The 24338-nt window shown below is 38.4% G+C and carries 40 protein-coding genes and 1 pseudogene; 21 read left to right on the top strand and 20 right to left on the bottom strand.

Translation table 11 applies throughout. The annotated features are described in order from the left end of the window. Window positions 1-4: 4 nt before the first annotated feature. The 19 genes and pseudogenes from terL to CDG56_RS01360 all read right to left on the bottom strand — a co-directional run bounded on the left by terL (window position 5) and on the right by CDG56_RS01360 (window position 10137). The gene (gene terL, locus CDG56_RS01450; RefSeq protein WP_087546712.1) at window positions 5-1531 is read right to left on the bottom strand and encodes a phage terminase large subunit; all 1527 of its coding nucleotides are present in this window, start codon (window positions 1529-1531) and stop codon (window positions 5-7) included. After that, window positions 1509-1991 carry a DUF2280 domain-containing protein gene (locus tag CDG56_RS01445; protein WP_087546774.1) on the bottom strand — a complete coding sequence of 161 codons (483 nt, stop codon included), beginning with the start codon at window positions 1989-1991 and terminating at the stop codon, window positions 1509-1511. The genes terL and CDG56_RS01445 overlap by 23 nt, the downstream gene beginning before the upstream one ends. Before the next feature lie 48 nt (window positions 1992-2039). Further along, complete coding sequence (locus tag CDG56_RS01440) at window positions 2040-2684, bottom strand: putative metallopeptidase (RefSeq protein ID WP_087546711.1); 645 nt, start codon at window positions 2682-2684, stop codon at window positions 2040-2042. 39 nt (window positions 2685-2723) lie between these two features. Next, window positions 2724-2969: a hypothetical protein gene (locus tag CDG56_RS01435; RefSeq protein ID WP_087546710.1), complete on the bottom strand. Its 246-nt coding sequence runs from the start codon at window positions 2967-2969 to the stop codon at window positions 2724-2726. 30 nt (window positions 2970-2999) lie between these two features. Then, window positions 3000-3113, bottom strand: a pseudogene (locus tag CDG56_RS17200) (ABC transporter ATP-binding protein); the annotation flags it as partial. A gap of 106 nt (window positions 3114-3219) precedes the next feature. After that, the gene (locus CDG56_RS01425; RefSeq protein ID WP_227519034.1) at window positions 3220-3993 is read right to left on the bottom strand and encodes an alpha/beta fold hydrolase; all 774 of its coding nucleotides are present in this window, start codon (window positions 3991-3993) and stop codon (window positions 3220-3222) included. A 234-nt stretch (window positions 3994-4227) separates the two neighbouring features. Further along, window positions 4228-4974: a hypothetical protein gene (locus tag CDG56_RS01420; RefSeq protein WP_087546708.1), complete on the bottom strand. Its 747-nt coding sequence runs from the start codon at window positions 4972-4974 to the stop codon at window positions 4228-4230. A gap of 176 nt (window positions 4975-5150) precedes the next feature. Then, window positions 5151-5564 carry a DUF1064 domain-containing protein gene (locus tag CDG56_RS01415; RefSeq protein WP_087546707.1) on the bottom strand — a complete coding sequence of 138 codons (414 nt, stop codon included), beginning with the start codon at window positions 5562-5564 and terminating at the stop codon, window positions 5151-5153. Then, on the bottom strand, window positions 5564-5788 hold the full coding sequence (locus CDG56_RS01410; RefSeq protein WP_087546706.1) for a hypothetical protein: 225 nt from the start codon (window positions 5786-5788) through the stop codon (window positions 5564-5566). Before CDG56_RS01410 ends, CDG56_RS01415 begins: the two co-directional genes overlap by 1 nt. Continuing rightward, window positions 5781-6122: a hypothetical protein gene (locus tag CDG56_RS01405; RefSeq protein WP_087546705.1), complete on the bottom strand. Its 342-nt coding sequence runs from the start codon at window positions 6120-6122 to the stop codon at window positions 5781-5783. The genes CDG56_RS01410 and CDG56_RS01405 overlap by 8 nt, the downstream gene beginning before the upstream one ends. Next, complete coding sequence (locus CDG56_RS01400; RefSeq protein WP_087546704.1) at window positions 6122-6376, bottom strand: hypothetical protein; 255 nt, start codon at window positions 6374-6376, stop codon at window positions 6122-6124. Before CDG56_RS01400 ends, CDG56_RS01405 begins: the two co-directional genes overlap by 1 nt. Window positions 6377-6388: 12 nt before the next feature. After that, window positions 6389-7027, bottom strand: coding sequence for a hypothetical protein (locus tag CDG56_RS01395; protein WP_087546703.1), 639 nt, complete (start codon window positions 7025-7027; stop codon window positions 6389-6391). Continuing rightward, on the bottom strand, window positions 7027-7605 hold the full coding sequence (locus CDG56_RS01390) for a hypothetical protein (RefSeq protein WP_205666488.1): 579 nt from the start codon (window positions 7603-7605) through the stop codon (window positions 7027-7029). The genes CDG56_RS01395 and CDG56_RS01390 overlap by 1 nt, the downstream gene beginning before the upstream one ends. After that, entirely contained in the window at window positions 7605-7823 is a 219-nt protein-coding gene (locus CDG56_RS01385; protein ID WP_087546702.1) for a hypothetical protein, read from the bottom strand. Before CDG56_RS01385 ends, CDG56_RS01390 begins: the two co-directional genes overlap by 1 nt. After that, window positions 7820-8956 (bottom strand): replication protein, encoded by a 1137-nt coding sequence (locus tag CDG56_RS01380; RefSeq protein ID WP_087546701.1) that lies wholly within the window; start codon window positions 8954-8956, stop codon window positions 7820-7822. Before CDG56_RS01380 ends, CDG56_RS01385 begins: the two co-directional genes overlap by 4 nt. Beyond that, window positions 8953-9249 carry a hypothetical protein gene (locus tag CDG56_RS01375; protein ID WP_087546700.1) on the bottom strand — a complete coding sequence of 99 codons (297 nt, stop codon included), beginning with the start codon at window positions 9247-9249 and terminating at the stop codon, window positions 8953-8955. Before CDG56_RS01375 ends, CDG56_RS01380 begins: the two co-directional genes overlap by 4 nt. Continuing rightward, the gene (locus CDG56_RS01370; RefSeq protein ID WP_087546699.1) at window positions 9246-9587 is read right to left on the bottom strand and encodes a hypothetical protein; all 342 of its coding nucleotides are present in this window, start codon (window positions 9585-9587) and stop codon (window positions 9246-9248) included. The genes CDG56_RS01375 and CDG56_RS01370 overlap by 4 nt, the downstream gene beginning before the upstream one ends. Window positions 9588-9631: 44 nt before the next feature. Continuing rightward, the gene (locus CDG56_RS01365; protein ID WP_087546698.1) at window positions 9632-9907 is read right to left on the bottom strand and encodes a hypothetical protein; all 276 of its coding nucleotides are present in this window, start codon (window positions 9905-9907) and stop codon (window positions 9632-9634) included. Continuing rightward, window positions 9904-10137, bottom strand: a complete 234-nt coding sequence (locus CDG56_RS01360) for a transcriptional regulator (RefSeq protein WP_087546697.1) — start codon at window positions 10135-10137, stop codon at window positions 9904-9906. The genes CDG56_RS01365 and CDG56_RS01360 overlap by 4 nt, the downstream gene beginning before the upstream one ends. 129 nt (window positions 10138-10266) lie before the next feature. Between CDG56_RS01360 and CDG56_RS01355 the strand changes: the two genes are divergently transcribed. Genes CDG56_RS01355 through CDG56_RS01345 form a run of 3 tightly spaced genes read left to right on the top strand, consistent with a single transcriptional unit; the run spans window position 10267 to window position 12380 of the window. Then, on the top strand, window positions 10267-10956 hold the full coding sequence (locus CDG56_RS01355) for a LexA family transcriptional regulator (RefSeq protein ID WP_143225668.1): 690 nt from the start codon (window positions 10267-10269) through the stop codon (window positions 10954-10956). A 23-nt stretch (window positions 10957-10979) separates the two neighbouring features. After that, window positions 10980-11279, top strand: coding sequence for a hypothetical protein (locus tag CDG56_RS01350; protein ID WP_087546695.1), 300 nt, complete (start codon window positions 10980-10982; stop codon window positions 11277-11279). Window positions 11280-11330: 51 nt separating this feature from the next. After that, a complete protein-coding gene (locus tag CDG56_RS01345; RefSeq protein WP_227519033.1) occupies window positions 11331-12380 on the top strand; it encodes a beta family protein in 1050 nt (349 codons plus the stop codon). On the opposite strand, the gene CDG56_RS01340 is transcribed toward CDG56_RS01345, so the two are convergent. Then, the gene (locus tag CDG56_RS01340) at window positions 12340-12930 is read right to left on the bottom strand and encodes a sce7726 family protein (RefSeq protein WP_087546694.1); all 591 of its coding nucleotides are present in this window, start codon (window positions 12928-12930) and stop codon (window positions 12340-12342) included. The genes CDG56_RS01345 and CDG56_RS01340 overlap by 41 nt on opposite strands. Window positions 12931-13209: 279 nt before the next feature. On the opposite strand from CDG56_RS01340, the gene CDG56_RS01335 reads away from it, so the two are divergent. From CDG56_RS01335 to CDG56_RS01255, 18 genes are all read left to right on the top strand, one after another. Next, entirely contained in the window at window positions 13210-13671 is a 462-nt protein-coding gene (locus tag CDG56_RS01335) for a hypothetical protein (protein WP_087546693.1), read from the top strand. Further along, on the top strand, window positions 13668-13994 hold the full coding sequence (locus CDG56_RS01330; protein ID WP_087546692.1) for a hypothetical protein: 327 nt from the start codon (window positions 13668-13670) through the stop codon (window positions 13992-13994). The genes CDG56_RS01335 and CDG56_RS01330 overlap by 4 nt, the downstream gene beginning before the upstream one ends. 2 nt (window positions 13995-13996) lie before the next feature. Further along, window positions 13997-15115 (top strand): ATP-binding protein, encoded by a 1119-nt coding sequence (locus CDG56_RS01325; protein ID WP_087546691.1) that lies wholly within the window; start codon window positions 13997-13999, stop codon window positions 15113-15115. Continuing rightward, on the top strand, window positions 15112-15789 hold the full coding sequence (locus tag CDG56_RS01320; RefSeq protein ID WP_087546690.1) for a DNA polymerase III subunit epsilon: 678 nt from the start codon (window positions 15112-15114) through the stop codon (window positions 15787-15789). The genes CDG56_RS01325 and CDG56_RS01320 overlap by 4 nt, the downstream gene beginning before the upstream one ends. Before the next feature lie 4 nt (window positions 15790-15793). Beyond that, entirely contained in the window at window positions 15794-17041 is a 1248-nt protein-coding gene (locus CDG56_RS01315) for a hypothetical protein (protein WP_087546689.1), read from the top strand. Beyond that, window positions 17038-17187, top strand: a complete 150-nt coding sequence (locus tag CDG56_RS17005; RefSeq protein ID WP_171295081.1) for a hypothetical protein — start codon at window positions 17038-17040, stop codon at window positions 17185-17187. The genes CDG56_RS01315 and CDG56_RS17005 overlap by 4 nt, the downstream gene beginning before the upstream one ends. Further along, on the top strand, window positions 17184-17606 hold the full coding sequence (locus tag CDG56_RS01310) for a hypothetical protein (protein WP_087546688.1): 423 nt from the start codon (window positions 17184-17186) through the stop codon (window positions 17604-17606). Before CDG56_RS17005 ends, CDG56_RS01310 begins: the two co-directional genes overlap by 4 nt. Continuing rightward, entirely contained in the window at window positions 17606-18400 is a 795-nt protein-coding gene (locus CDG56_RS17195; RefSeq protein ID WP_227519032.1) for a hypothetical protein, read from the top strand. The genes CDG56_RS01310 and CDG56_RS17195 overlap by 1 nt, the downstream gene beginning before the upstream one ends. Further along, window positions 18393-18785 carry a hypothetical protein gene (locus CDG56_RS01300; protein WP_087546687.1) on the top strand — a complete coding sequence of 131 codons (393 nt, stop codon included), beginning with the start codon at window positions 18393-18395 and terminating at the stop codon, window positions 18783-18785. Before CDG56_RS17195 ends, CDG56_RS01300 begins: the two co-directional genes overlap by 8 nt. Next, window positions 18782-19021, top strand: coding sequence for a hypothetical protein (locus CDG56_RS01295; protein WP_087546686.1), 240 nt, complete (start codon window positions 18782-18784; stop codon window positions 19019-19021). The genes CDG56_RS01300 and CDG56_RS01295 overlap by 4 nt, the downstream gene beginning before the upstream one ends. Next, window positions 19022-19291, top strand: coding sequence for a helix-turn-helix transcriptional regulator (locus CDG56_RS01290; protein WP_087546685.1), 270 nt, complete (start codon window positions 19022-19024; stop codon window positions 19289-19291). A gap of 105 nt (window positions 19292-19396) precedes the next feature. Further along, window positions 19397-19981: an anthranilate synthase component II gene (locus CDG56_RS01285; protein WP_087546684.1), complete on the top strand. Its 585-nt coding sequence runs from the start codon at window positions 19397-19399 to the stop codon at window positions 19979-19981. Then, entirely contained in the window at window positions 19982-21031 is a 1050-nt protein-coding gene (trpD, locus tag CDG56_RS01280; protein ID WP_087546683.1) for an anthranilate phosphoribosyltransferase, read from the top strand. It begins immediately after the preceding gene. Between the two features lie 9 nt (window positions 21032-21040). After that, window positions 21041-21847: an indole-3-glycerol phosphate synthase TrpC gene (trpC, locus tag CDG56_RS01275; protein WP_087546682.1), complete on the top strand. Its 807-nt coding sequence runs from the start codon at window positions 21041-21043 to the stop codon at window positions 21845-21847. A gap of 140 nt (window positions 21848-21987) precedes the next feature. Beyond that, complete coding sequence (locus CDG56_RS01270) at window positions 21988-22407, top strand: hypothetical protein (RefSeq protein ID WP_087546681.1); 420 nt, start codon at window positions 21988-21990, stop codon at window positions 22405-22407. A 194-nt stretch (window positions 22408-22601) separates the two neighbouring features. Then, window positions 22602-23291 carry a Smr/MutS family protein gene (locus CDG56_RS01265; protein ID WP_087546680.1) on the top strand — a complete coding sequence of 230 codons (690 nt, stop codon included), beginning with the start codon at window positions 22602-22604 and terminating at the stop codon, window positions 23289-23291. 90 nt (window positions 23292-23381) lie between these two features. Next, the gene (folE, locus tag CDG56_RS01260; protein WP_017397502.1) at window positions 23382-23930 is read left to right on the top strand and encodes a GTP cyclohydrolase I FolE; all 549 of its coding nucleotides are present in this window, start codon (window positions 23382-23384) and stop codon (window positions 23928-23930) included. A 14-nt stretch (window positions 23931-23944) separates the two neighbouring features. After that, window positions 23945-24307 (top strand): cupin domain-containing protein, encoded by a 363-nt coding sequence (locus tag CDG56_RS01255; RefSeq protein WP_087546679.1) that lies wholly within the window; start codon window positions 23945-23947, stop codon window positions 24305-24307. The last annotated feature ends 31 nt before the right edge of the window (window positions 24308-24338 follow it).

Raw genomic sequence — 24338 nt, 5'->3', positions numbered from 1 at the left:
CTCCTTAATCTAAAAGGTCGTAAGGATTCACAACCATATTTTCGATCGCATCAATTGTTGGGTCCCACTGGTCATCGTGGTCATGGGTCATATCTGCTGTTAGACCTTCAATTTCTTCGATGTAATTTAATAACCACGGCGCTTTAGCGGGTAACATCACCAAACCATCTTCCACATAGAAAACAACATCCATAGTCCTAACGAGCTTGTCTGTATCTCGTTGGATTGCTCTAATCGGGATAGTTGTTTCTCTTGAAATGGTTTGAATTAAAGTTGTACCACTGGCTTTATCCTCAACTGCCATATAGCGTAGATTCCCGATTTTGGTATCACCCGCTTTATGTTTATTGATGAACTTCTTACCTTCTTTTATAAGCTCTGGTGCTTCCCACTTCCCGCGATGCACATCGATGATATAGAGCTTGTTGTCGTACCCTAGGCCAGCACATAAGAAAACTGAGAAATCGTTATGCTCTTTAATCTTTTGCGCCGTATCGGCAAAGATTGCTCGCCATTTAAGTAGCGGCAACTCTAAATAACGCCCAAACCATTCAGACTTAACTAAATCACCGCCTAACTTTTTAGGGTTCTGCATGTACTGACTGGCAAACGTATAACGTGAGACAGTCGCGCCGTCTTTATCTTCACCGCCCTTTTCTAATTGCAGTAATGATTGAAGTGATTCCTTTAATGGCCAATAGCTTTGGCGGCCGTGCTGATCTCGTTCTACATTTCGCGGGATTTTGGCTTGAATATGCTCTGGCAATTGATTGATGTAGTCATCATCGATCAATGCAGGAATGCTGATCTGTTCCCAATCACCGGGTACATTTCCAGTCATCACAAAATTAGTCGGATCTTCAACGTGTAAACGCTGCATGATCAAAATAATTGGTGTGTCTGATTTAGCTTTACGTGAGTTGACCGTGTTAAGGATCTTACGGTTGGCTTTCTTACGTGCTGACTTACTAAAAGCATCTTCGGGCTTTAATGGGTCATCAAGAATGATTGCACCTGTAAACCCGTCATTTGCTAATGTACCTGCACGTCGACCTGTTACTTGCCCGCCCATTGAAGCGGAATAAACATGCCCCGCATCGTAGCCATCAACTGTCGTTTTCCAACTAGATTTAGCATCCGTGCTTGTTGATATTTTGACTGGCCATAAACTTTGGAAATCTATTGATTTGACAATGTTTCGCGCCGTGGCAGATACGTCCTCAACCAGTGACTGAGAAAACGATAAATACAGAAATCGTGATCGAGCATTTCTAGCTAAACCACGGGCAATTAAATTAGTCAGTAATTCAGTTTTACCTGATCCGGGTGGAACGTTAATGACAAGGTTTTTAACTTTTCCAGATATGACTTGATCAATCTTGTCTGCAATATATTCATGATGCCAATTGACTGAAAACTTAAAGCCCATTCGAGGCAAGAAAAAACGCCGTGTAAAGAATAAATGTTCTTTCTCACAGCGTTCTCGTTCTAACTGCATTTCAAGCAGACTAGTATTTACTTTCGAGTTCATCCATTGCCTGCCTTATCTGTTCAGGCGTAGCTACAACATGAGTAACTTGCTCAGGGTTTAAAGGCTGGCCATCTGCGCCAGTTAATTGCGTTTTGCTTGTATTGGTATAAAGCCCACCCATTTCTTTAGCCGCTTGCTCGGCCCATTTCGGAATCAAAACTGGATTGTTTGGGTATTTATCAACTAAACCCTGTAGAAGCTGAAGTCGATAGCGCATGTTGGCAATAGGAATAGCTTCAAGTTCTTGGTTTGCTATACGGCGATACTCAAAGAATTTATCTCGTAATTCCTGACTTAGGTCTTGGCCAATTCTTTTTGTTGGATCGTAAGCCTCACATTGTTGTGGGGTCACATCAATACTAAAAACTTCTTTAACTGAACGGGATGTTTGGGTTGGTGTTTCAAACTCAGCAAGCATCCTAACGATGAACAGTTTCACCTTTTTGGTAATACGTGCCATTTCCACCATTCCATCTAAGTACATCTAAGAAGAATGGCAAAAAAATTTCTAAACCACTCTTAAATAACAAGTTCCACATGCATGGTAAACATCAGCTTTTGCTACCGTTGGACGTTGATTTGCAGCATTAACCATTTCTTGAACTTCCTGATTTGCTCCATAACGGCGAACAACGCCCGTGAACTCTTCAACATCATGACCTTGTATTGTCAACTTGGGCTTACCAGTTTCACGGTTATAGGATGGGATGCCCCATTCATCTTTCTTGTGGGCAATATGATAAAGCTCATGTTCGATCAAAGCACAAAAATCAACATCATTAGCTTGTTTTGCATAGGTTGCATCAATCGTGATTAAGTAATCGGGCATATCATTGAACCATTGATAGAACTGCTCTTCCTGCCGTTCCTTTTTCCACCCACCTGCATTAATCATGATCTTTTCAGCTTGGCCAACGACAAAGCGACCATGTTTCTTAAATCCACCTTTTGCCCACATCACGGCGATCTGTGGATAGTAGAACGCTCCCAGATGTGCATGATCAGGGTTGAATAGCTTATGTTCAGGATTGAGGAAAATAGACTTGATCCATCGCCATAATTCAGGTGCTGGTGCAAAGTTTGGTGTGTCTAAGGCAAAAATCCATTCTGGTGGATATGGACGTTGCTGAATTACAAATCCGACTTCTTTCATAAAATCCACCCATTAAAAAACCCTCCGAAGAGGGCTATTTTAAAAATTAGTTATTATTACAATTTCATAGGTTTTACCAGATGATGAATCTTTGTAGTAATTACCATCAATCTGCGGCATTTCAACTCCACCTACAACAATGCTTTTGGGGAATGGGTAATCATCCCATTTGTTACTCTCTCTAGCCAACTTATGCGCTTGCTGATTTTCTTCGGGAATTTCTATATACACTAGATGTTCCACCCCATCAGAATCCTTAACTATTACTTTTCCATTATTAGACATTTTCATCCCCCTTAGTTATTGGAGATATTTTTATAACACATAACGGCGGCCTTTCAGCCACTTCAATTTTTCTATGGCCAAAAAATATCGCTCATCTTGTTGAGCGATCTCTTCATCAGTTAAACCTTTTGTTGTGCAACTGCCATTGGTTTAGCTTATATACACTTGGTTGCATTCATGAAATGTCAATAAACCCTAATTTTATATACCTGTGAAGCTACCCTCAAAAATATAAAATTCGCCAAATTTATCAAATGTTTTCAATTATTAGACTTGCTACACCATTAGGGTCTTTCCACATTGGCACATGTCCCCAACCTTTTGCCTCAATCCATTTTGTGTGTATAGGTAATTCTTGTTTTATCTGGCAATTTTTACGAGTTAATAACCAATCTTTTGAACCAAAAGCTATTGTTATGGGAATTTTAATATTTTGGCCATCTATAAATCGACCCGCATTTGAAAATGTTCTTTCAAAGTCAGATGCTTTTGAAAAATCATTAATAGAATTAATTGCATCCTCTTGTGAAATTTTTCGACCTCCAATACTTATTGGAACTGCTAAGAAAAGTTCTCTACAAATACCGAATTTCATTAGTTCTCTAGACAGCCATGGCATTTGCTTTATTGCATATCTCAAACTATAAAAAATCGTCTTTACATGAGGTGGTGACTTAAACCATAGCCCAGCTGGAGAAATTGCAACTACTGAACTAGCTAAACCAATGCGAGCCGCCTCTAAAGCCATCCACCCTCCCATTGAATTTCCAACAATGTCTACAGGTTGATCAATCCCCATTTCATGAAGCTGTTCTGACAATGCTTTAACGAGATTTTCAATGGTAGGTTCTATTTTTGAATCAAACTTTGGGCTTTCACCAAATCCAGCAACATCAAATGCAATTACTCGACGCGATTTACTGAGTAAGGGAATAATTGGATTCCATGCTTTATGTGACATACCAATGCCATGCAACAAGATTAGTGGGCGACCAGACCCAACATCTAATTTATTCCACATCATTATTAACCTTATTTTGCAAATATTTAATCCATTAAGTTAAATTTAATGGATTAAATAACTTTAATCTTTGACTCTCACTGAATAATATATTGTTTTTAAAGTCATCATATTTTAACCAATTAAATCTCAGACAACAAAAAAGCCCGCATATGCGAGCTTTCAAATTTTTTCAGGGCAATTACTTTATAAAACGCCCATTTTAGAAATACTTATACGCAAGTGTATACCTTGCTGTCAAGCATAAGATGCTACTTGTTCATCCTGGTTAAATTCAAAATGAAATGATTTAGCTAATCTATTACGGATTTGATTCTCCCATTCAGCGACAATGGATTCACCCAACAACTCATATTTTTGATAGCTTTTGATGTAGGCAGTCTTGGTTAGTGTCAAATGAGCTATGTTAATTTTCTCATTCAATGTATATGGTCGTTTTCCAGATCCTTCACATTTTTCACAAAACTTAGTACCAATTGGGTTTGCATTACCTTCAAAAATTTCTAACTTACCCAAACCTTGGCACGGCGGGCACATTGCTTTTACAAATAAATGACCACGCAAAACAACCTCAGCCACACCTTTGGCCACATTGGTTAAATCACCTTGGCAATTGTTAGGTTTAAAGTTTTTCTTAATCATTTCCTTATGGATCTTGCCAGCAAGAAAGTTTCTAATTCTAAAAAACTCAGTTGATGAAATATTGCCTTTCTTAATTTCTACTTTACCCGGTATATCATCAATACGTTTTTTAACTTCCTTGCCATTAATGATTTTGGTTTCATATATTTTTTTAGATTCAGTAACTACGGCGATCCTTTCAAAATCTACACGTTCAAGTAGTATTTCCGCCCATTTCTTAGCTTGTGGTGGTAATAGCGCAATTTCACCTAACACCACATCTTTTGTAATTTTTCCTTTACCGTTACTTTGAGCAATAGCCAAACGCAACAACTCCAAAAAATCAAACTTCTCAACTAACATATATTGCGCTCCTATTACTTAAACAACTTGCATGTAAACCGAGTTCCATTTACCCAGTAAACATCCTGATCTTTACAAACCTGCACCGTGTTCCATGTTTTTACAGCCACTACAACAATGGCGAAAATGATAAAAGCTATAATTAACAACCAGTCGTTATTTTGCTGTCTCATCGCCTAGACCTCTTTAATGTCAATATTTAAAACCGTTTTCATTAAGTGCTTTTTGTTTCGATAACTGTCTTTCTTTCTCGTTGCTTCCGACTTCACATCTTCGACAATGTATTCACCTGTGATGATGTAGTAAGTGAAATCAGCAAAATAACGTAACGCTGGCTTTGCCCTTTTCTCTCCCTCAAGTTTCGTTTTGGGTGCTAGTTCAAATTTAGTGTGATGTTCCAAACTGAAGATCTCGCCCCTTTGCTGCATCGCTTTAAGCTCGATGTACCGCTTGTGTTCTTTCTTGCTGTCAAAAGTCATCCCGTCCATTTCAACTTTCTGAGCATTAAACTTATTGCGTTTAGCAGCCTTGGGCTTGTCCAACTGCTTTAAGATTTCACGGCGGTACTGATCGATGCTCATTGATGTCATTAAAATTCACCAACCATTTCAATCACTGTTTTGATTGCTTTCAATGTCATGTCTTTATCAACTGGATTCATCAAAAGAGTTTGTATGTGCCAGCATTTCGTTTGATATTTATTAGCCTTTGCCTTGTGAGCCTTGCAATTACGATCCAACTCATCATTAAATAGAAGCAACTCAGCGTGTTCTTGCTGAAGCTGCTCAAGTGTCATGTTCATGTAGTCACTCATCAAAACCACCCTTGAGTGCTTGCTCTAACTCGTCTAATAAGTCAAATATATGCACTCCACCAAAACTCCAGTCATCAATTAGTTTCTGTGCCGCATCCACCCGCTTTTGCAGCTCATCAATTTTGGATTGTTGTTCTTTAAAAGAAATGTAGCTTGTGTTTAGCATGCAACAATAAATCACACATTCATCTTCATCATTATCTGAAATCCAATTTACATCAGGCAGATAAGCATCTTGCTCAGAGTCAAAAGTACAAGAATCCAAACAACGCTGTGCCGAACCCTCGGTAGCAAATTTCAAACTTAAAAAATGTTTCTCAAATTCACTTCTCATCACTTCACCCTCTCATCGTATTTCTTGCAGTTTGGGGATGTGTAATCTTCTGGATAATCTAGGATTTCGCAGTCAATACGATGGCCTGCTGCGATTTCTTCTGGTGTAGCGTGTCTAAAGTTTGACTCATGCGCAAACGAGTATTCTTTTTTGCTCCAATAAGCTCTAATAAATTCGTCGTTGTAGGCTTGAATCTTCATAACCTTGTTTTGACTGCTATTGTTTAAAACCACAGATTCCCCGACTTTAAACATGCTCACCTCCGATTAATCTGTGATTTCTATAGTGAAAGAAAGCAATGCTTGATATGCTCTTTGATCTATCTGATCCTTGTATCTTTCAGCTACGACTTTTATTTGATCTTCTTTTGCCTTCTTGTACGCCATAAAAGCATCAGTAGGCGTAGGGAAAGAACCAAGAAATTTGTTTTTGTTATCAATCTTTAAACAAGACTGGTATTTTTTGTCTCGTGAACTATAGAAAACACCGATTGGATATTTCCCTCTTGACGCCTTGCTATTTGTAATGAGCACATTTATTGCTTTTGGCACAAAACAACAAGTATCTAGTGAATAGTGTTTGCTTCCTTTGCTAATGATGTCTTTATCTAGCTGCCAGCCTTCAGTTAGTGCTTTATCAAATCCTTTGATTTTTGACACATCTTCTAAGAACGCTTTAAGACTCAACCATCTTGGATCTACTGTTGTTCCAATATATGTTGGTTTACGTTCATGACATTTTTGACTATAAGCTCGCTCCAACATGTTCTGCCAAAGCTTGTACTCAGTAGTATGTCTTTTCTCTGCCGCCAACCATGTTGAACGACCTAGATCATTAACACCCACTCCAAATACAAGCCTCGCCTTTTCAACACCGTGCTGCTTTATAAAATTGATCGCGTTCATTAGCCTTGCTCCTTTTTTGAGTTTAGTTTTACGTCTCTTTTCCCAACAAAGTTGTAGTCAAGCCCTTTGAGCACATCACCTTCTACACCAGCTACATACATCAAATCACCTATAAATTTTTGACTTTCCCTGCCGCACAATTCGATTGTTTGCTGATAGCTCGTAATCTCTACCATGTCTCCTACTTTGATTTCATACTCTTCATCAAAGATGCGATTAAGAAATTCATTGACTGATTTAGATGCTAATCGCTCTTGCTCGGTTTCCTCACCACAGCACACAGTCTCAAGATCTTCTTCACTTAATTTAGATAACTCCAATTCGATTGTTTCTAGTAAATTGCTATCAAGTGTTTGTAACCAGTTAAGCAATAATTCGACTTTCTCTGACTCTAGTTCTATGCGGTTAATCATTCCGTTGTCGTACCAAATCTCTTTTGCTGCTTTGACAATGTTGCTGTAATCAACTTCAATCAGTGCTTTTTTTAATTCTGATTCACTGATTTCCGTGCAGCTCGCTTTATCTGACAAACCACAAGCTGCCGCAACAATTTCAACTGAGTTCATATTTTTATTCATCACCCTTCTCCTGCACTGCTCAGCAAGTTCTTTTCACAAGCGCGGCGGTTCATATCCGCCAGATGCATAATTTCAGTTTTAAGTTGATGTTCACCGTTATTCTGAAATGCCTTGATCACTTGGCGAACTACGATAATTTCGTAGTGAGGTCGGCGTTTAATATCTGCTAACCACACCAGATAAAATCTAATATCCGAATTTGTTAGAACGATATTCATGCAGCCGCCCCTTTGGTTTGTTTAAAACCAAGTTCGATCAGGAATGGAATGAATGGTTTTTGTTGTTCAGGATCTGAGATCAATACAGCCATACGCTTAGCTGCATCCATCCAAGACTCACCACTTCGACAAAACGAATCTTTGAACTCAGGATGGAAAACCATTTCTTTTGCAAACTTGTAGAGCTGTTTGTCAGACGCAAACTTAATAACTTCAGGTGTGCTGTTTTCAATTTGAGCTTGTTGGCCAGAATTTTTGTTTTCAGAAAAACGTTGTACTGGTGTTTTCATCTTTGCGTATTTAGCGCGAGCTTTAAGCATCCAGTCAGCAAAGAATCGAACCATGTTTTCATCAGAATGATTTCTCTCTTCATTGAAACTTTTGAAGCTAGATAATTCACGATCAAACCATGCAGCTTCAAAAATCTCGCTGGTATCGATTGAGTGATCGATAGAACAAATTTCTAATTTCAAATTTTCCAAAACAAACCACGTATTATTTTTATTTTGATAGTTGTTTTTGATAGTTGTATTTTGTGGGTTAAAATTCTTTACCACTTGCGGTAAAAATTCTTTACCACCTGTGGTTAAAATTTTTAACCAGTTGCCATTTGAAGTGGTAAAAATATTTAACCACTTGGTAGAGTTATCCACATCCTTAAGGTGGTTAAAATTTTTAACCACTACAGATTTATTTGAAGCAGTTTTTAATACAAAACTCACTCGATTTGAGCTTATTTTTTCTCCATAACCAAAGTGGTTAAAATTCTTTACCGTCTCTTTTTTGAACAAAACCAGTGCTTTTACCAGTACCTTTTTTGATGGAAATTTAACCCACTCACCAAGATTATAATTGTCTACTGGTGAATACACATTGCCATATTTAGACTGGTGGTGTTTCTTGATTAAGCCTACCTCCTCTAATTCGTTAAGGCATTTAGAAACTGTTGGGCGACTTTTCTTTGATAGCTTCTCAAGCTGACGTAAAGAAAGTGCATCGCTCTCTTTAGTCCAGCCACGTGTTTTTCTGACGATCAGTAAATAGATTTTTACTGATGCATCACTTAGCTTATTCATAGCATCATCAACAAATGCGTTGGCGATCATGAATGAATTAGGTACAAATTTACTCAAGACTCACCATCCTTGGTTAAGTTAATAAACCGTCCAAAAATTATGATCTTTCCAGCACGATGCAAACTTGTAATAACAAGCGAAGCATCGCCGTAACTCATGCCGTGCGCACGGCTTAAAGCCTCTACAAACTCATCCTTAGTTATAGCGGCATTCGCTTCATCACGATTGATTTTACGCAAATTAGCCTTACGAATTTCTAAGAAATCGCTTAGTATTTTGAGCGATGGATCGTACCAAGACTGAATAGCTTGAATTTGTTTATGCTCTGGCAATTTTGCAGAAGTATTCATGACACCTCCTTTTGAGCTGCAAATGCATTACTCAAGTGGATCTGCACATCATTGGAAATGGTTTTACATTTTGGAGAAATGTTGTTTTCTATATGCTGGTCATCACCAAAAGTGGTTAATGCTGGCAAACGGCGTTGATTTATAAACTCTGCAACAGTCGCGTGACGAATCAAATGATTAAGCGCAAAGCTGTTATTCCCATTGAGTAACACGCCATTTTTCTGCACTTGAGTTACAGTCATCAAATGATTTGGTTTAGATTCATCAATAAAAACAACAGTGTCACCTTCTACAAAATCACTGTTGTTCACTTGAAGCTGTTTTGGTATATTTGTCATGTTCATTTCCTATAGTTATGAATGCCTAAGCCTGATCTGATACATCAGGCTTTTTCTTTGCTTGAATCCCCGTAAATCCCGTCAAATCCCTCCGAAAAACTAACCTCAGTTGAGATTTCCCTTACTAAAGCTCCTAATCCCAAGCGCTCAAATGATTTTGCTTGTAGATTAAGTACATGCCACTCACCTACGATTTCTTTCTCAAGAAGAAACGCAAGGTATTGAGCTAGGTCTTTACCTTTAATTTCAGCCAGAACTTTTGCTCGTTCATGGATTTCAGGAGATAAACGCACATGCGTAGATTTTTTATCCAAACTCATACTGTCACCTGTTGTTCTGAGGTTTTACCCAAAAAGAAATTAAACAATCCCTCATGAGTTAGTTTTTTATTGCTGGCATCAACCATCTTTTGAATGGTTTCCATGCTTGGTTTTTTTCGACCGTGGATTAGATGAGATTCCATGTATCTATAAGAAATGCTTGCTGTTTCGCAAAATTGGATACGTTCACTTTTCTCTAGTCCACGCCAAAATTCATAAAGCGTAAGCATAAGTACACCTTTCAGGTAAATTAAATATAAATATACCTACAAGGTAAATAAAAAACAACCTGACAGGGTATTTATTTTTTCTACCCCATAGGTAAATTATTAATTAATGTTGTATAGGTAGATTTGATTGTGACTGAATTACAAACAATTCATGAGATAAGGCTGAGTAATGCTAGAAAACTTATGGAAGACTCAGGTTTGGATCGTACAGAGTTTGCTGAAAAAATTCAGATGTCCTATAACTTGCTTAGTCAATATATTGGGAAAAATCCAACTAAAAACATAGGTGATGAAACAGCAGAAAAAATAGAGCAGGCCTTTAATAAACCCAAGGGTTTTTTGGATCAATCGCAAGACAACCTATCAAAAAGCCTACCTGATCATTATATACCGCCTATCATTCATGATGGCTTGCCTGCCAGCAAACAAACACCTGTTATCTCTTGGGTGCAAGCTGGTGACTTTACCCCTGTTGTCTCGGCCGATATGTCGCATGTGATTGAATGGATTCCTTACAATCCAAGGGCTGGGCAATACGGTTTTGGTTTAATTGTGAAAGGTGCATCAATGGAACCTACTTTTAAACCAGAAGATCGCATCTATGTTAATCCAACATTCCAGCTCGATGAGCTAAATACTGGTGATCTGGTAGTTATGGCGTGTGATGGTGATAGCGAGGCAACATTTAAAGAGCTAGTAGTCGAGGATGGTGACTATTATTTGCGCCCACTCAACCCTAACTGGCATAAGCAAATCATACCAATTGATTGTAATTGCAGACTGGTTGGCAAGGTCGTGGGTAGGTACACAATATTTTAACTGTAAACCTAGGGATATTACTCATGATCGCAACACTCAATAAATCCAAAACCGCCTTATCTATTAACAAACAAGAATTTAAAGCAGCATTAGGAAAAATTGGCGATGGTATTGATAAACAAATAGCATCACTTAAAAAAGCCAAGCAAAGCTATGACGCTGCGGAAATGGCACGCGAGGTCATTAATGAAGCAAATATCTTTGAAGCCATAATCGAGGGATTTAACGAAGCCGAAAGCACCAATCTAAAGCTTGCAGATATAAGCAATTTAGATCAGGCGCAAGGTTGGATTGATGAGTTTTTAGAAAAATACGGTGCTTAAATAATTAAAACTGTGACCCGACACAGTCCTTTGCATCGGGTGGAGAAGAAAATGACAATAAGTTTTAAATATGTTCCGATCTTACAAACCAAGCAAAATGAGTACGCTGCTTTAAGTGAGTTACAGGCTAATATTAAACAATATGTAAAACCTCTTTTTAGCTTAACTAATTCAGAAAAAGAAAGAAGAGCACAGGTTTTGCCAAAACAGATTTTAGATAGATGGGGTAATTTACCATGCTATATAGATTTAGATACGAGCAGAGACTTTCTCATAGAGAATCAATATTATGCAAATTGGATTTTTGACAAACTATATAATTTAAACCTATCAAGTATTGATGCTGTGGTATCTCTAAGCTCCTCCAGCGCTATGTTTAATGCTGTAAATAACGCTATTATAAATTTTGGAGTTGGATTAGCCTTTAGAATTGATATTACAGAAATTGGACTAGATACACTTCAAAAAATAAATAATTTATTAAATTTTTTTAATTTAACACCAAGCGATGTTGATCTCATTATCGATTATGGTGAAAACATTCAGTCAAGCAGTTTTTTGCAATTTCAATCAATTCAATTGGTGCTTAATCATTTAACATCGGGAATTGTTTTTAAAAACATAATTGTTGCATCTAGCTCAATGCCAAAAGAACTTCCAAGAGATGATTATAACCCGCACGGTTTTATTCCTAGAATTGAATGGCAAGCTTTCGTATTAAATACAAACACACATACCTCCATACCTTATATTTTTTCAGATTATGCAAGTGTGCACCCTGAAGAATTTGAATCAGATGGGCCAGTTAAGCCAAATGCCAAAATTAAATATACCCTAGACGATAATTACATGATGGTGGTTAGGTATCAAGCTCATGTACATGCTGATGGTTTTGAACAATATCATGACATGGCAACACATTTAATTAATTCTGGATATTATTATGGTCATACATTCTCCAGTGGAGATCAATACATTTACGATTGCTCAGCTCGCAGTGTTGGTCCTGGTAATTTTGGAACTTGGGTAAAAGTAAGTGTAAATCATCATATAACAGTTGTTATAAATCAAATCGCCACTTTGAGCGGGATTTCAGTATAGATCTAGTATGGTTTCTGATTTCATCTAAAGCAAAGTTATCTATCACAAGCTGGTAGATATCTTTCTTTTTTAGTTTTTTTATGCGCCAATCAACATTTATTTTTAGTGATAGCAACCCCATAATTTCATCTTTCCAAACCAACTTTAACAACTCATGTGGGTCAATATTTTTATTTTTTTTATTCTTTCTTTCTGTTGTTAAATGAACCGCCCCTTTCTTACCCATCACCGCAATCTTTACCCCCCACCACTCAGGAACCAAGGCTATTGCTTCTTTAGAGTGTTTTTCACCAACAACAAGCGTTACTTTGTCCATCACCAAAGAATAACATTCAGCTTGTTTTGGGAGTCTATCCAGAGTATCAGAATCGCTTTTTAGTTCATAACCGTGGATTTCACCATTAATAACAGCGATGTCAACTCTATTACGTCCGTAGTTTAATCCTAATTCATCTATAACCAATGTGGATGGATCATTAATATGGTCTTTTAAAACTTTGTTTTTAACTGCTTGACGAACATCTCTATCAAGCATTTTGTTTATAGCCATACAACAACTCCCTACCAGTACATCTTTAATATGGTGCAGATGTAAAGTTTTTGGATTATATGCAAAAACCTCAATAACATTCAATCCCAACCCACCCAGTGTGGGTTTTCTTTTGTCTATTTAAAAATATTTTACCTTAAAAGTAAAAATTATTTTTCTAAATTTTACCCAACAGGTATTTACAATAATTTACCTCACAGGTATATTTACCTCATACACAGCAAAAAGCCCTGCGGACTCTCACATCAAACAGGGCTTCTCACTTCACATGAGGTCATTATGGAACAAAACGTTTTAAATCACAACCGCAGCTACACGCTAGGCAAGTCTTTTCTTGTTGGTTCTGTAGTTTCTGCATTCACTTTGTGCGGCTTAACTGGTGCTTATGCCCTAGTAACAAAGCCAATCCAACCTGCACCTGTTTACTCTTTTGCCAATACAAATTCTATGTACGGCGTGATGTCAGTAAAAATCACATCTGGTACGACTGGCGAAGCGATCGTAAATCTAAACGGCTATCACGTATTCACAAGCTTTGATTTTGAATTAGAGCCTGACTATAACGGTCAGTTGGGTAGCGATACCAAAGCAATATTCATAAAAAACTTAGCTGTAGACCGTGTTTTATTGGCTAACGGCGGCTTTTATAACGATTTCACCAATGCTGATGACATCAGAAATATGATTTCTGTAATCACTGCTCATATCGAAAAAAATAAGATGGTTGAGGTGAACTCATGAGCACTCGATACACTACACCATTCCGCGAGTTCATTACTCGCGATGATTCTGGTCGCTATCATGTTCGACTTGGACCACAAACATTCTCAACCAACTACAAGTTGACTGACATCCGTCTTGAATCAGAGAACGGCGGCACACCAGTAGATCCTGAATATTTGAAAGCTAGACCTTGGATTGCTCGCAATTTACAGCAAGAAGTTGGTGATCAACGCAAAAAAGAACGTGAAGTAATGTATGCGAAAGACTGCTTTCAGCGCACGCCATATAGTAAGAATCAGCGTATTGCATACCACAATTCAAACTCAAATAAGGGGTTGTAATCATGGCTTTAAATATAATTACACCTACTCAAGTTATCCCGGTAAATGCAATCAAAGTTTACTACTACGGCGATCCGGGCATGTACAAAACAACACTAGGTATGACTGCTGATAAGCCACTAATTATTGATGCAGACCAAGGTGCATATCGAACCGGTGGAAATCGTCGCGGTGATGTTGTTGTGGCTAAAACTTGGATGGATATTTCAAATATCACTGAAGAGGATCTAGGACCATATAACACAGTTGTTTTTGACACTATTGGTCGCGTGTTAGATCTAATCAAAACGCATTTAGCAAATAACAGCAAAAACACTAAAAGTGATGGCTCATTAAAATTAAACGTCCAAGGTGTAGCTAATAACATGTTTAGCTTGTTTGTTAATAAGTTAATTGGCTATGGCAAAGATGTAGTTTTTATCGCTCATGCTACGGAAGATAAGAACGACACTTTAACTTTGGTGCGCCCAGATCTAGGCGGTAAAAATCGACAAGAAATATATCGTCTTGCTGATGCAATGGCATATTTAGCTGAAGAGACGGACTCACGCGGTAACTCTAATAAAGTTCTAAAATTTAGAGCTGGTGAGGGATTCCATACCAAGGATTCTGGCAACCTTGGAAATGTAATCGTTCCCGATTTAACTAAAACAGAAAATAATAATTTTCTAGCATCATTAATTCAGCAGACTAAAAATCATTTAAACACGCTTACCCCAGAACAAAAGCAAGCAATGCAATTACAACAAGACTGGGAGCAATGGATTAAGTCTTGTGATGAGTCTCAATTTGCAAGTGAGTTCAATACTTTGTTTGAAAGCCTTAATAGAGAACACCCATACCACAAATCAATGTGGGAATACATGAAAGAGGTTGCTTTAAATCATGGGTTAGCTTTTAACACAGATACTAAACGTTGGTTTGAGCCTGAAAGCTCCCCTAATTTTATTGATGTTGGTCAGCGTGATTCATTACAAGCTTTCATTGATGAGCGAGGCTTAGATGTAAAAACAGTATGTGAGCATTTAGGTATAGATGCTTTGACTCAAATTGAATCTTCAAAACTCGAAGCTGTAAAACAAGAAATCGACAACTTGGCAAAACAGGAAATGCATGCATGAGCGCAATAATTTTAGATACTGAAACTCATGATATGAACGGCTATCCAATCGAGATAGCCCATGTTCCTGTCAATTTTAGAAACGGTGAATTGGCTGTTGATAAAGATGCTTGTTTTGATGAGTACTTTTCTTGTCCTCAACCTATCAGCTACGGCGCTATGGCTGTGCATCACATTCTTGAGTCTGATATCGCTGGCAAACCAAGTTACGAAACTTTCCGTTTGCCTGAGGGTGTTGAATACATCATTGGCCACAATGTTGATTACGACATTCAAGCTATCAAACTTGCAGATAAATCTATAAATGCAAAAGCGATTTGCACCTTGGCTCTATCTCGCATGGTATGGCCAGATGATGCTCACAACCTATCAGCATTGATCTACAAGTTCACCAATGGGTCTGTCAAAGCAAGAGAGTCTATTCGCAACGCTCATAATGCTAAACAAGATGTACTTCTTACTGCTGTGCTCTTAAAGCAGATCTGCAAAGTACTTGGCGTTAAAGATTTTCAGTCTCTCTACTTGTTTTCAGAACAAGCTCGCATCCCAACACATCTGACTTTTGGCAAGCATAAAGGCGCATTAATTAAAGACATCCCTGCTGATTACATTGGGTGGTTGCTCAAACAATCAGATCTTGACCCATATTTGAAAAAAGCTCTATTAAAAGGATAAGAACATGAACAATATTTTAAATGCACAAGAAGCTTTTGCAGCACTCCAAAAAGGCAAAACAGTTCTATGTCGCTATGCTGGTAATGGCAATCTTCACGCTGATAAAAATTTCAGTACATTGGATCAGATGCCAGCGACGGTTTTTGTTTTACCGAATTATGAATTTTGTGTTCAAGTTGAAATGTTGGAATTGGCTGGTATTAAGTTTACCAAGCCTTTAACAATTGATGAGATTGAGCAAGGACAAGATGTATTTTTAATCCAACCCCATGCTGTGATTCTTCAATATAAATTCAACGAAAATATTGATGAATTAGTCGATGGCATTCATGGTGGATTTGTTCAGCGTGATTTTGAAAATGCTCAACTACAATATAAAGCATTCTGTGAAGCAGTTGGTGGCACACCTATTCAGGTAAATTTAGAACTCGCAGAGCAACCGAAAAAGAAGCGTGGTCGAAAATCAACAGAACAAAATGAAACTAGTGAAAGCAAACAGCAAACTAATGATGACACTTCATTAGATGATATTCTTGGACCTATTGGCATACAAAGCCCTAGTCCAAATACAGCAGATCCTGAGCTTTCAATTCTGTGTGATGCATTCATTACTGAAATTGATGCCGCTGTTTCTGATCAAGACTTGAAAGCTATTCGCACACGGATTAATTCAAACGGCGATTTAACAGAAGTTGAAAGCGCAGAACTGGAAACACGTATCAATCTAAAAAGTGCTTCATTTGAAAAAGAACAATCACTCGTTCCTTTTGAAAATATTGCCGCTGCGGCTGTAGCACAAGCTAAAAAAGTTGATGAAGAGACTCAAGAACGTGAGTGGACTCGATTCCATAATGACAAACCATATTTAGACCTTGGCAATAAATCTCAATACGAAATTGAATATGCTGATCTATCTGCAGTCGTAATTCATGCCCAGTCATCAGATGAAGCAAATAGTGTTGTAGAAAAGACACATCACTGGACAACTGATCAACGCAATCCCCTTCTTTCATTAATCAGTAAAAGACTTTGTGAACTTCAGGAGCAATCAAAAGTTCAACCTAAAGAACCACCATCTTTAATGGTCCAAATTCAAAATGCACCTGATCTCACAACTTTAGATGCTTTAGAGATCGATGTGTCTGCCCGCCATCCTGACATACAACCACGTTTGATGGGATATGTAAAAAAACGCCGCTTTGAGCTTGAACAAATAGAAAGCGCTTCAAGTGATGGTGGCCATGCATCATGAAATTCAAATACTCAACTATTACCCGAACACTTGAAGTGTTCGGGGGCAAGATGACACACATCTTTGAAAACGTCGGTATCGGTGAGATTGACGACCTCATTATTAATGCGAAATTTAAAGAAGCAAACTGGAGGTGGCGTAAATGATTGGAACTAAAATCAAACCCGACTACTCAGATAAAATTGCTGAATTTGTAAAAAATGGCGGTGAAATCAAACAAGCTGTAAATACAAATAAAGCTGAGTTTAATTACTGCAATGCGGATACGGTCTTGCAAAGCAATGAGCGCCCTAACAGTCATCAAAACCATATTTTGCGTACACGTGCTGAAAAGCAAGGCTTGAAAAGCTATAAGCCAGTTGCGCCATGTAAGTCGTGCGGCACTTCCGAGCGATCTGTAAAGTCAAATATCTGTCTTGAGTGTGACAGACGTAGAGCAAGGGCTAAAACAGGTTTGAGTCTTAAAAATTTGGAAGCAGTTGGACATTACTTGCTTGCCAAAAGTGAAGTGGTCGAGTTCACCAGTGGCGGTCACAAGTATATTTTAAAAGTTGAGGTGGCGTGATGGATTTGCAGAAAATTAAAGAATTGGCTTTAGCAAATGGCTTTAAGTTGAAAGAGCAAGCAGACGGAAGCATGGATTTAAATGCTTATGTTTATGATTTTGCAAATGCTATTGAGCAAGCAGCCAAAGCCCATGAAGCCAAAAAGATTGAAGGTTGCGTGGTGGATATTCAGAAAGAAAGAGAAGCGTTTGATGAGTGGCACTACAATCAATATTTGCTTGAGAACCCAAATATAGATATTTCCAACGCTAAGTATATTTATGATTATGCACATAAAAATGTACTTGTGTGTCAGCTCAGGGAGTCGCATTTCACTGCATGGCAAGCAGCCAAAGCCCAAGCGGTTCCAGAGGGGTTTGTTTTGATGCCAATGGTACCGAGTGAGCGCATGATTAACGCTGTGCGCCAGTGCTACGAGGGTGAAGCCTTTCTACCATATAGCTTGTATGACGCTTATGTGAAGCAAGCCATGATCGAAGCACAGGAGCCATCAAATAATGTAACCCCTGAGTTAGTCAATAATGCTGTGACCTATGTTATTGAACTTCAAGGCTACGAAGCCATTGAATACGCAAGAGCTACCTTGAATAAAAAAGGGTATAAAACGTGGGACTACACGGACAAAGACAGCATTGACGATACTGACATTTATGTATTGTGCGTATGCCCGTCAACTCCAAATGACTCAGCACTTGTTAAAGGTACGTTTAAAGGCATCCATCAATGGAAATTTACTTACATTCAGTCTGATCTTGAATCATGTCCTGACGCACAGGAGCCAGCCAATGACTGAAATTCAACAAACGAACATTGCTGTGGCCAACTACATCATTGATGAGCTGTACAAGGACAAGCCTTTTAATCTAGTTTTGAATGCGGGTGAAACTGGCGCTTTATACCACATTGCGAGTGAGTCACATCACTTGCATAGTGACTTTGTGCAAAAACTGGAAGCAACATTAAAACAGCGTGTAAATAATGGTACTGGAATTATTTTGGAAGTGAGTAATTCAAACGCTGATCTTTATTATCACGTGCTGTCCATTTATGTCGAAAAGCATCAAAAGCTTGAAAACTGCATCGACCAATTCATTGCAAGCGGTGGATTTGATAAGGCTTTTAATAGTGTGTTTGGTCGGTCTGATGATGCTGTGAATGCAGTAAGGGGTGGGAAATGATTGACTTTATGGGCGATGTTGAACGTCAGTATGAGCACTATTGTGATCTTGCTGAAGAATACGGCTTTATTGATCTTAATGCTAAGAAAAACGGTTTTAGATCCACAACAAAATCAAGTGAATTTAATGCAGGATGGATTGCTTGGACTGGTGCAGTAGCTTGGTGTCGTGATGAATTTTTTGAACTTAAAGCAAGAATTGCTGAATTAGAAGCAAAAGCGGATACGGAGGGGTGAATGAGAACTACAGCAGAACTTGATTTGCTTGAGCAGATTTACACTGAAATGCAAGAGCTAAAAAGGCGCATGGAAAATAACCAAGAAAGGCGTATTGGTCGCCAAGAGTTTGCTCACATGCTAAACATCGAACCCGAAACACTGGATGCTCGAATTAGAGAGGGCCGATACCAGAAGCCACACAAAGATGGTCGCAAAAGTTTTTGGCTTCTATCTTATGTTCAGGCAGTAGTCACAAACATATCGGAATCTGATACAGTAGCCGCTTAACAAGCGGCTTTGTTTTATTTCGCAATTCATTAAATGAGTATGAATGTGAGTATGAAATAAGTAAATGAAAACAATTTTTAATAAATTCAAAAGGTTGAATTAAAAATGCTTCTGATGATCGACAACTATGACTCATTTACTTACAACATCGTCCAGTATTTTGGCGAGTTGAACCAAGAAGTAAAAGTCGTTCGTAATGATCAAGTGACATTAGAGGACATTGAACGATGGCAGCCAAAATACTTGGTTATAGGTCCAGGTCCTTGCTCACCAAGTGAAGCAGGAATTTCTATTCCTGCAATTAACCATTTTGCGGGTAAAATTCCTTTATTGGGTGTCTGTCTTGGGCATCAAGCGATTGGGCAGGCATTTGGTGGCAAAATTATCCGTGCTAAAACGGTTATGCATGGTCGTTTATCTGATATGCATCACAGTGACAAAGGAATTTTTAGTCATTTACCATCCCCGTTTGCTGCTACACGTTACCACTCATTGGTAATTGAGCAAGAAACGTTGCCAGATTGTCTTGAAGTGACCTGCTGGACGAACCAAACAGATGGCACAATTGAAGAAATTATGGGTGTGAAACATAAAACACTTCCTGTTGAAGGCGTTCAGTTCCATCCCGAATCTATTTTGAGCGAACATGGTCATCAAATTTTTAAGAATTTTTTAGAGATTTATGCATAAATGAACATCCAACAGGCTCTTAATCACATTACCAAAAACATTCATCTTACCCAGCCACAAATGGAAGATGTCATGCGTAGCATTATGCAGGGCGAAGCAACTGATGCACAAATCGGTGCGCTGATGATGGGCTTGCGCATGAAAGGTGAAAGTATTGATGAAATCACTGCAGCAGCACGCATTATGCGTGAGTTTGCAATTAAGATTGATGTGAGTGATATTCCTCACTTGGTCGATATTGTCGGCACAGGTGGAGATGGTCAGAATTTATTTAACGTCTCTACAGCTTCAAGTTTCGTTATCGCTGCTGCTGGTGCAACGATTGCCAAACATGGTAACCGTGGCGTGTCGAGTAAGTCAGGTTCATCCGATGTACTCGAACAAATGGGAATTCAGCTTGATTTAGATATGCAACAAACCGAACGCTGCATCCGTGAAATGGGTGTAGGTTTCCTATTTGCACCAAATCATCATAAAGCCATGCGTTATGCAGTTGCACCTCGTCGTGAGCTAGGTATTCGTAGTTTTTTCAATCTACTTGGCCCATTAACCAATCCTGCTGGGGTCAATCGTTTTGTGATTGGGGTATTTTCAGATGAGTTATGCCGCCCCATTGCTGAGGTTTTAAAACAGCTTGGTGCAGTACATGTGATGGTGGTGCACTCCAAAGATGGTCTGGATGAAATCAGTCTGGCCGCACCAACCACAGTCGCTGAACTCAAAGATGGTGAAATCACCGAGTGGACGATTACTCCAGATGAAGTTGGAATTCCATCACAGACACTGACGGGTTTGGTTGTGAACAGTTCAGAAGAAAGCTTGCAGTTGATTAAGGATGCTTTGGGCCGTAACAAATCAGAAATTGGTGAAAAAGCAGCAAATATGATTGCACTGAATGCAGGTGCAGGTATTTATGTTTCAGGTATCACCAAGACCTACAAACAAGCAGTTGAGTTAGCTCAGGATATTCTTTACGGCGGTCAAGCCTTAGAAAAAATGAGTATTTTGGCTGAATTCACCAAGACATTGAAACAATACCAAGCAGACTAAGGACTTCTCATGATCGATATTCAAAATACCATTTTAGGTAAAATTGTTGACCGCAAACATGAGGAGCTTGCAACACGTTTAAAACAACGTAGCTTACACGATGTTGAACAGTGGGCAAAAGAAGCAACTCCAGTGCGTGGTTTTGCGAATGCTTTACAGCATAAACGCCCTGCTGTGATTGCTGAAATTAAAAAAGCATCACCATCTAAAGGCATCATTCGTGCAGACTTTAATCCTGCGGAAATTGCACAGCAATATGAGCAAGCAGGCGCAGCATGTCTCTCTGTCTTAACTGATGTGGATTTCTTCCAAGGTGCTGATGAAAATATTGTGATTGCACGTAATCATTGTGCTCTACCAGCTTTGCGTAAGGACTTCTTGGTTGATCCTTATAACGTGGTTGAAGCACGTGCCTTACATGCAGATTGTATTTTATTAATCGTGGCATGTTTATCAGATCAACAACTTGAAGAAATGTCAAAAACTGCATTTGAGCATCAACTTGATGTGTTGGTTGAAGTGCATGATGAATATGAATTGGAACGTGCGTTAAAGCTTTCTGAGCAATGTATTTTGGGTGTCAACAACCGTAATCTTAAAACCTTTGATGTCGATTTAAATACTTCATTGCGTTTAAAGAAATTATTGCCTGCTTCTCGTGTTTTAGTCACTGAAAGTGGTATCGCCACACCTGCTGATGTAGAAATGATGCAAGCCAATGATATTCATACTTTCCTTGTCGGTGAAAGCTTTATGAAACAGCCTCGCCCAGATCAAGCGTTTACTGAGTTGTTTGGAAAGCCTGAACAGGTTTAAATTTATGAGGTTCAAGGTAAAATTTTGCCTTGAACCTTTTAAATGATGCTAGAACTAAATATAAGTTCTTAATAAAGAATAAAAATTAGAGTTAGACAATACCAATAGATTAATCAACGATTAAAGACTGATGAAAAAACATGAGTAATTTTTTATTAATTCTAGGGCTGATCTTTTTAGTTGGCTTTCCAATTTATAGTCATCTCTATTGCTATCAAAAAATTCAGAAGCTCAAAGATCCAAGAGTCTTTTATTTCTTTAGTTTAATTCCTGGAGTCATCTTTATTAGCAGTGGAATGTACTTTTCCCCTGTAGATACATTTATTAAATCTGAAGAATGCGGTGTAGTAGAACAATATAAAACTTTTCAGAAACGGAAAGGTCACTTCGAGCGCCTTGCAATTGTGATGGATCAATCTGGTTATATTCGTTATTTTGACTTCGATGAAACTTTACCCCGTGTTCAAGCTAACCAACATATTTGCTTTGAACTGTACGACCGTTTTAAAAATAAAGGCTTAAACCAATCACGAATTATAAGGATTCTAACTCCCTCTTAATAAATGAAAAATTACAAACATAGCTTCCGTAGATAATGGATAAAGAAACTAAATCAATTTATCCCATCTATACTTTGAAGCATTTATCGTAACTTTAAAGCTCATATCGCTCCATGAATGCAATTTAGTTCAAATCATCACGGTTTCAGACTATAATTTTACATCTCTCGTATCTTGCCTATTTTTCTAAACTTATGAGTAAACATGATTCATCGCTTTCTAAAGATCAGTTTAACTTACTGAAAGCCTTTAAAAAGCAAATCTCTAATCCTCAAGCAAGTGCTATTGCAAAACAAGCAGAGTCACAAAAAGCTCCAGCCATTGTAGAAGAGTTGGAAGATACTGAGCTTTTTAAAAAAGCCCTGCTTGGGGTAAAACCAATAGACAATCAAAATATTGCCGACACCAAAGTCACACGTCGCAAAAAAGTTGATGCCCAAACCTTGGCAAAACGTGCTGCGGCAGAAGGTGGTGCAGAGCAAGAGCTTACAGAAATTTCGGATACTCAAGCGATCTTAAATCCAGTGGCAAGCCAAGCGACTTTAAGCTATCGAATTGCAACTTTGCAGCACAAAGTATTTGAAGACTTAAAAGCAGGTAAAACTCGTTGGTTTGAAGCAGTCGATTTACATGGTTGTACCGTTGAACAAGCCCGAGCAGCCGTTCTACAAATCATTCAAATGGCAAAAGATGAAAATCAAAATGTCATCAAAATTGTTCACGGTAAAGGACCTGAGGGCATTTTAAAAACCTATGTCAATGGCTGGCTTAGACAACATCGTGATGTACTTGCATTTGTCAGCGCACCTGAAAATCAAGGGGGTACGGGTGCTGTTTTAGTGCTCTTAAAACGTGCAGAAAAGAACCCAAAGCACAAACAATAATCGGCATTTGGTTCAAAATTAAGTTTTTGAGTCGTTTTCTGATACAATTCCCGTTTTGTTCAACCCACCTAAGTGAACATTGTTATGTCTATGCAGCAATCGTACGCAAATATTTTAACTGCCGTTGGCGAAGATCTAAATCGCCCAGGCTTAAAAGATACGCCTATGCGTGCGGCTAAAGCTTTTTCTTTTTTAACTTCTGGTTATAGCAAAACCCTTGAAGAAGTTACAAATAGTGCGGTTTTCCCATCCGATAACCATGAAATGGTATTGGTCAAAAATATCGAGTTTTATTCACTTTGTGAACATCACCTTCTCCCTTTTTATGGTCGTGTCCATATTGCTTATTTACCCGAAGGTCAAGTTTTAGGTCTTTCTAAATTTGCGCGTATTACTGAAATGTTTGCACGTCGTTTGCAGATTCAAGAAAACTTGACTCAACAAATTGCAGAAGCGGTTGCGGAAGTAACTCAAGCACGTGGTGTGGCTGTAGTAATCGATTCTGCTCATATGTGTATGATGATGCGTGGTGTTGGCAAGCAAGAATCAACCACACGTACAGTTTCTTTTGTTGGTGACTTTAAAACTGACAAAGATGCACGTCGTGAGTTTTTAAGTGCCGTTCCTGAAAGTTATTGATCTGAGTATCTACCATGTCATCCATTTATCTTGCTGGTCAGGGGCAACTTTCTCAGGGCGAAGCGACTATTGACTACCCTCGTCCTGATCGCTTGGTTAAAGGCAACCCAGAACGCCTGACTTATAGCTTGTATGAACATCCACACATGAGCTGTGGAATTTGGCAATGTGAAGTGGGTGCATGGAATATTCAGTTTGCTGACAATAAACAAGAGTTTTTTCAAATCATTGAAGGTATTGTTCGTATCCACGATGAAAAAACCAATTCTTTTATTGAAGTGAATGCTGGAAATGCAGGGATTATCCCACCCTCATTTGTCGGTACATTTGAAGTCATTGAAGCGGTTAAAAAATACTACGTCATCGTTGAAGTCTAGATACTGGAAATTAACCTGCTCCTAGTGATAT

Source organism: Acinetobacter sp. WCHA39 (assembly GCF_002165385.1).
GTDB lineage: Bacteria > Pseudomonadota > Gammaproteobacteria > Pseudomonadales > Moraxellaceae > Acinetobacter.
Note: the sequence above shows the minus strand (reverse complement) of the source record. Positions and strands in the feature narration are given on the sequence as shown.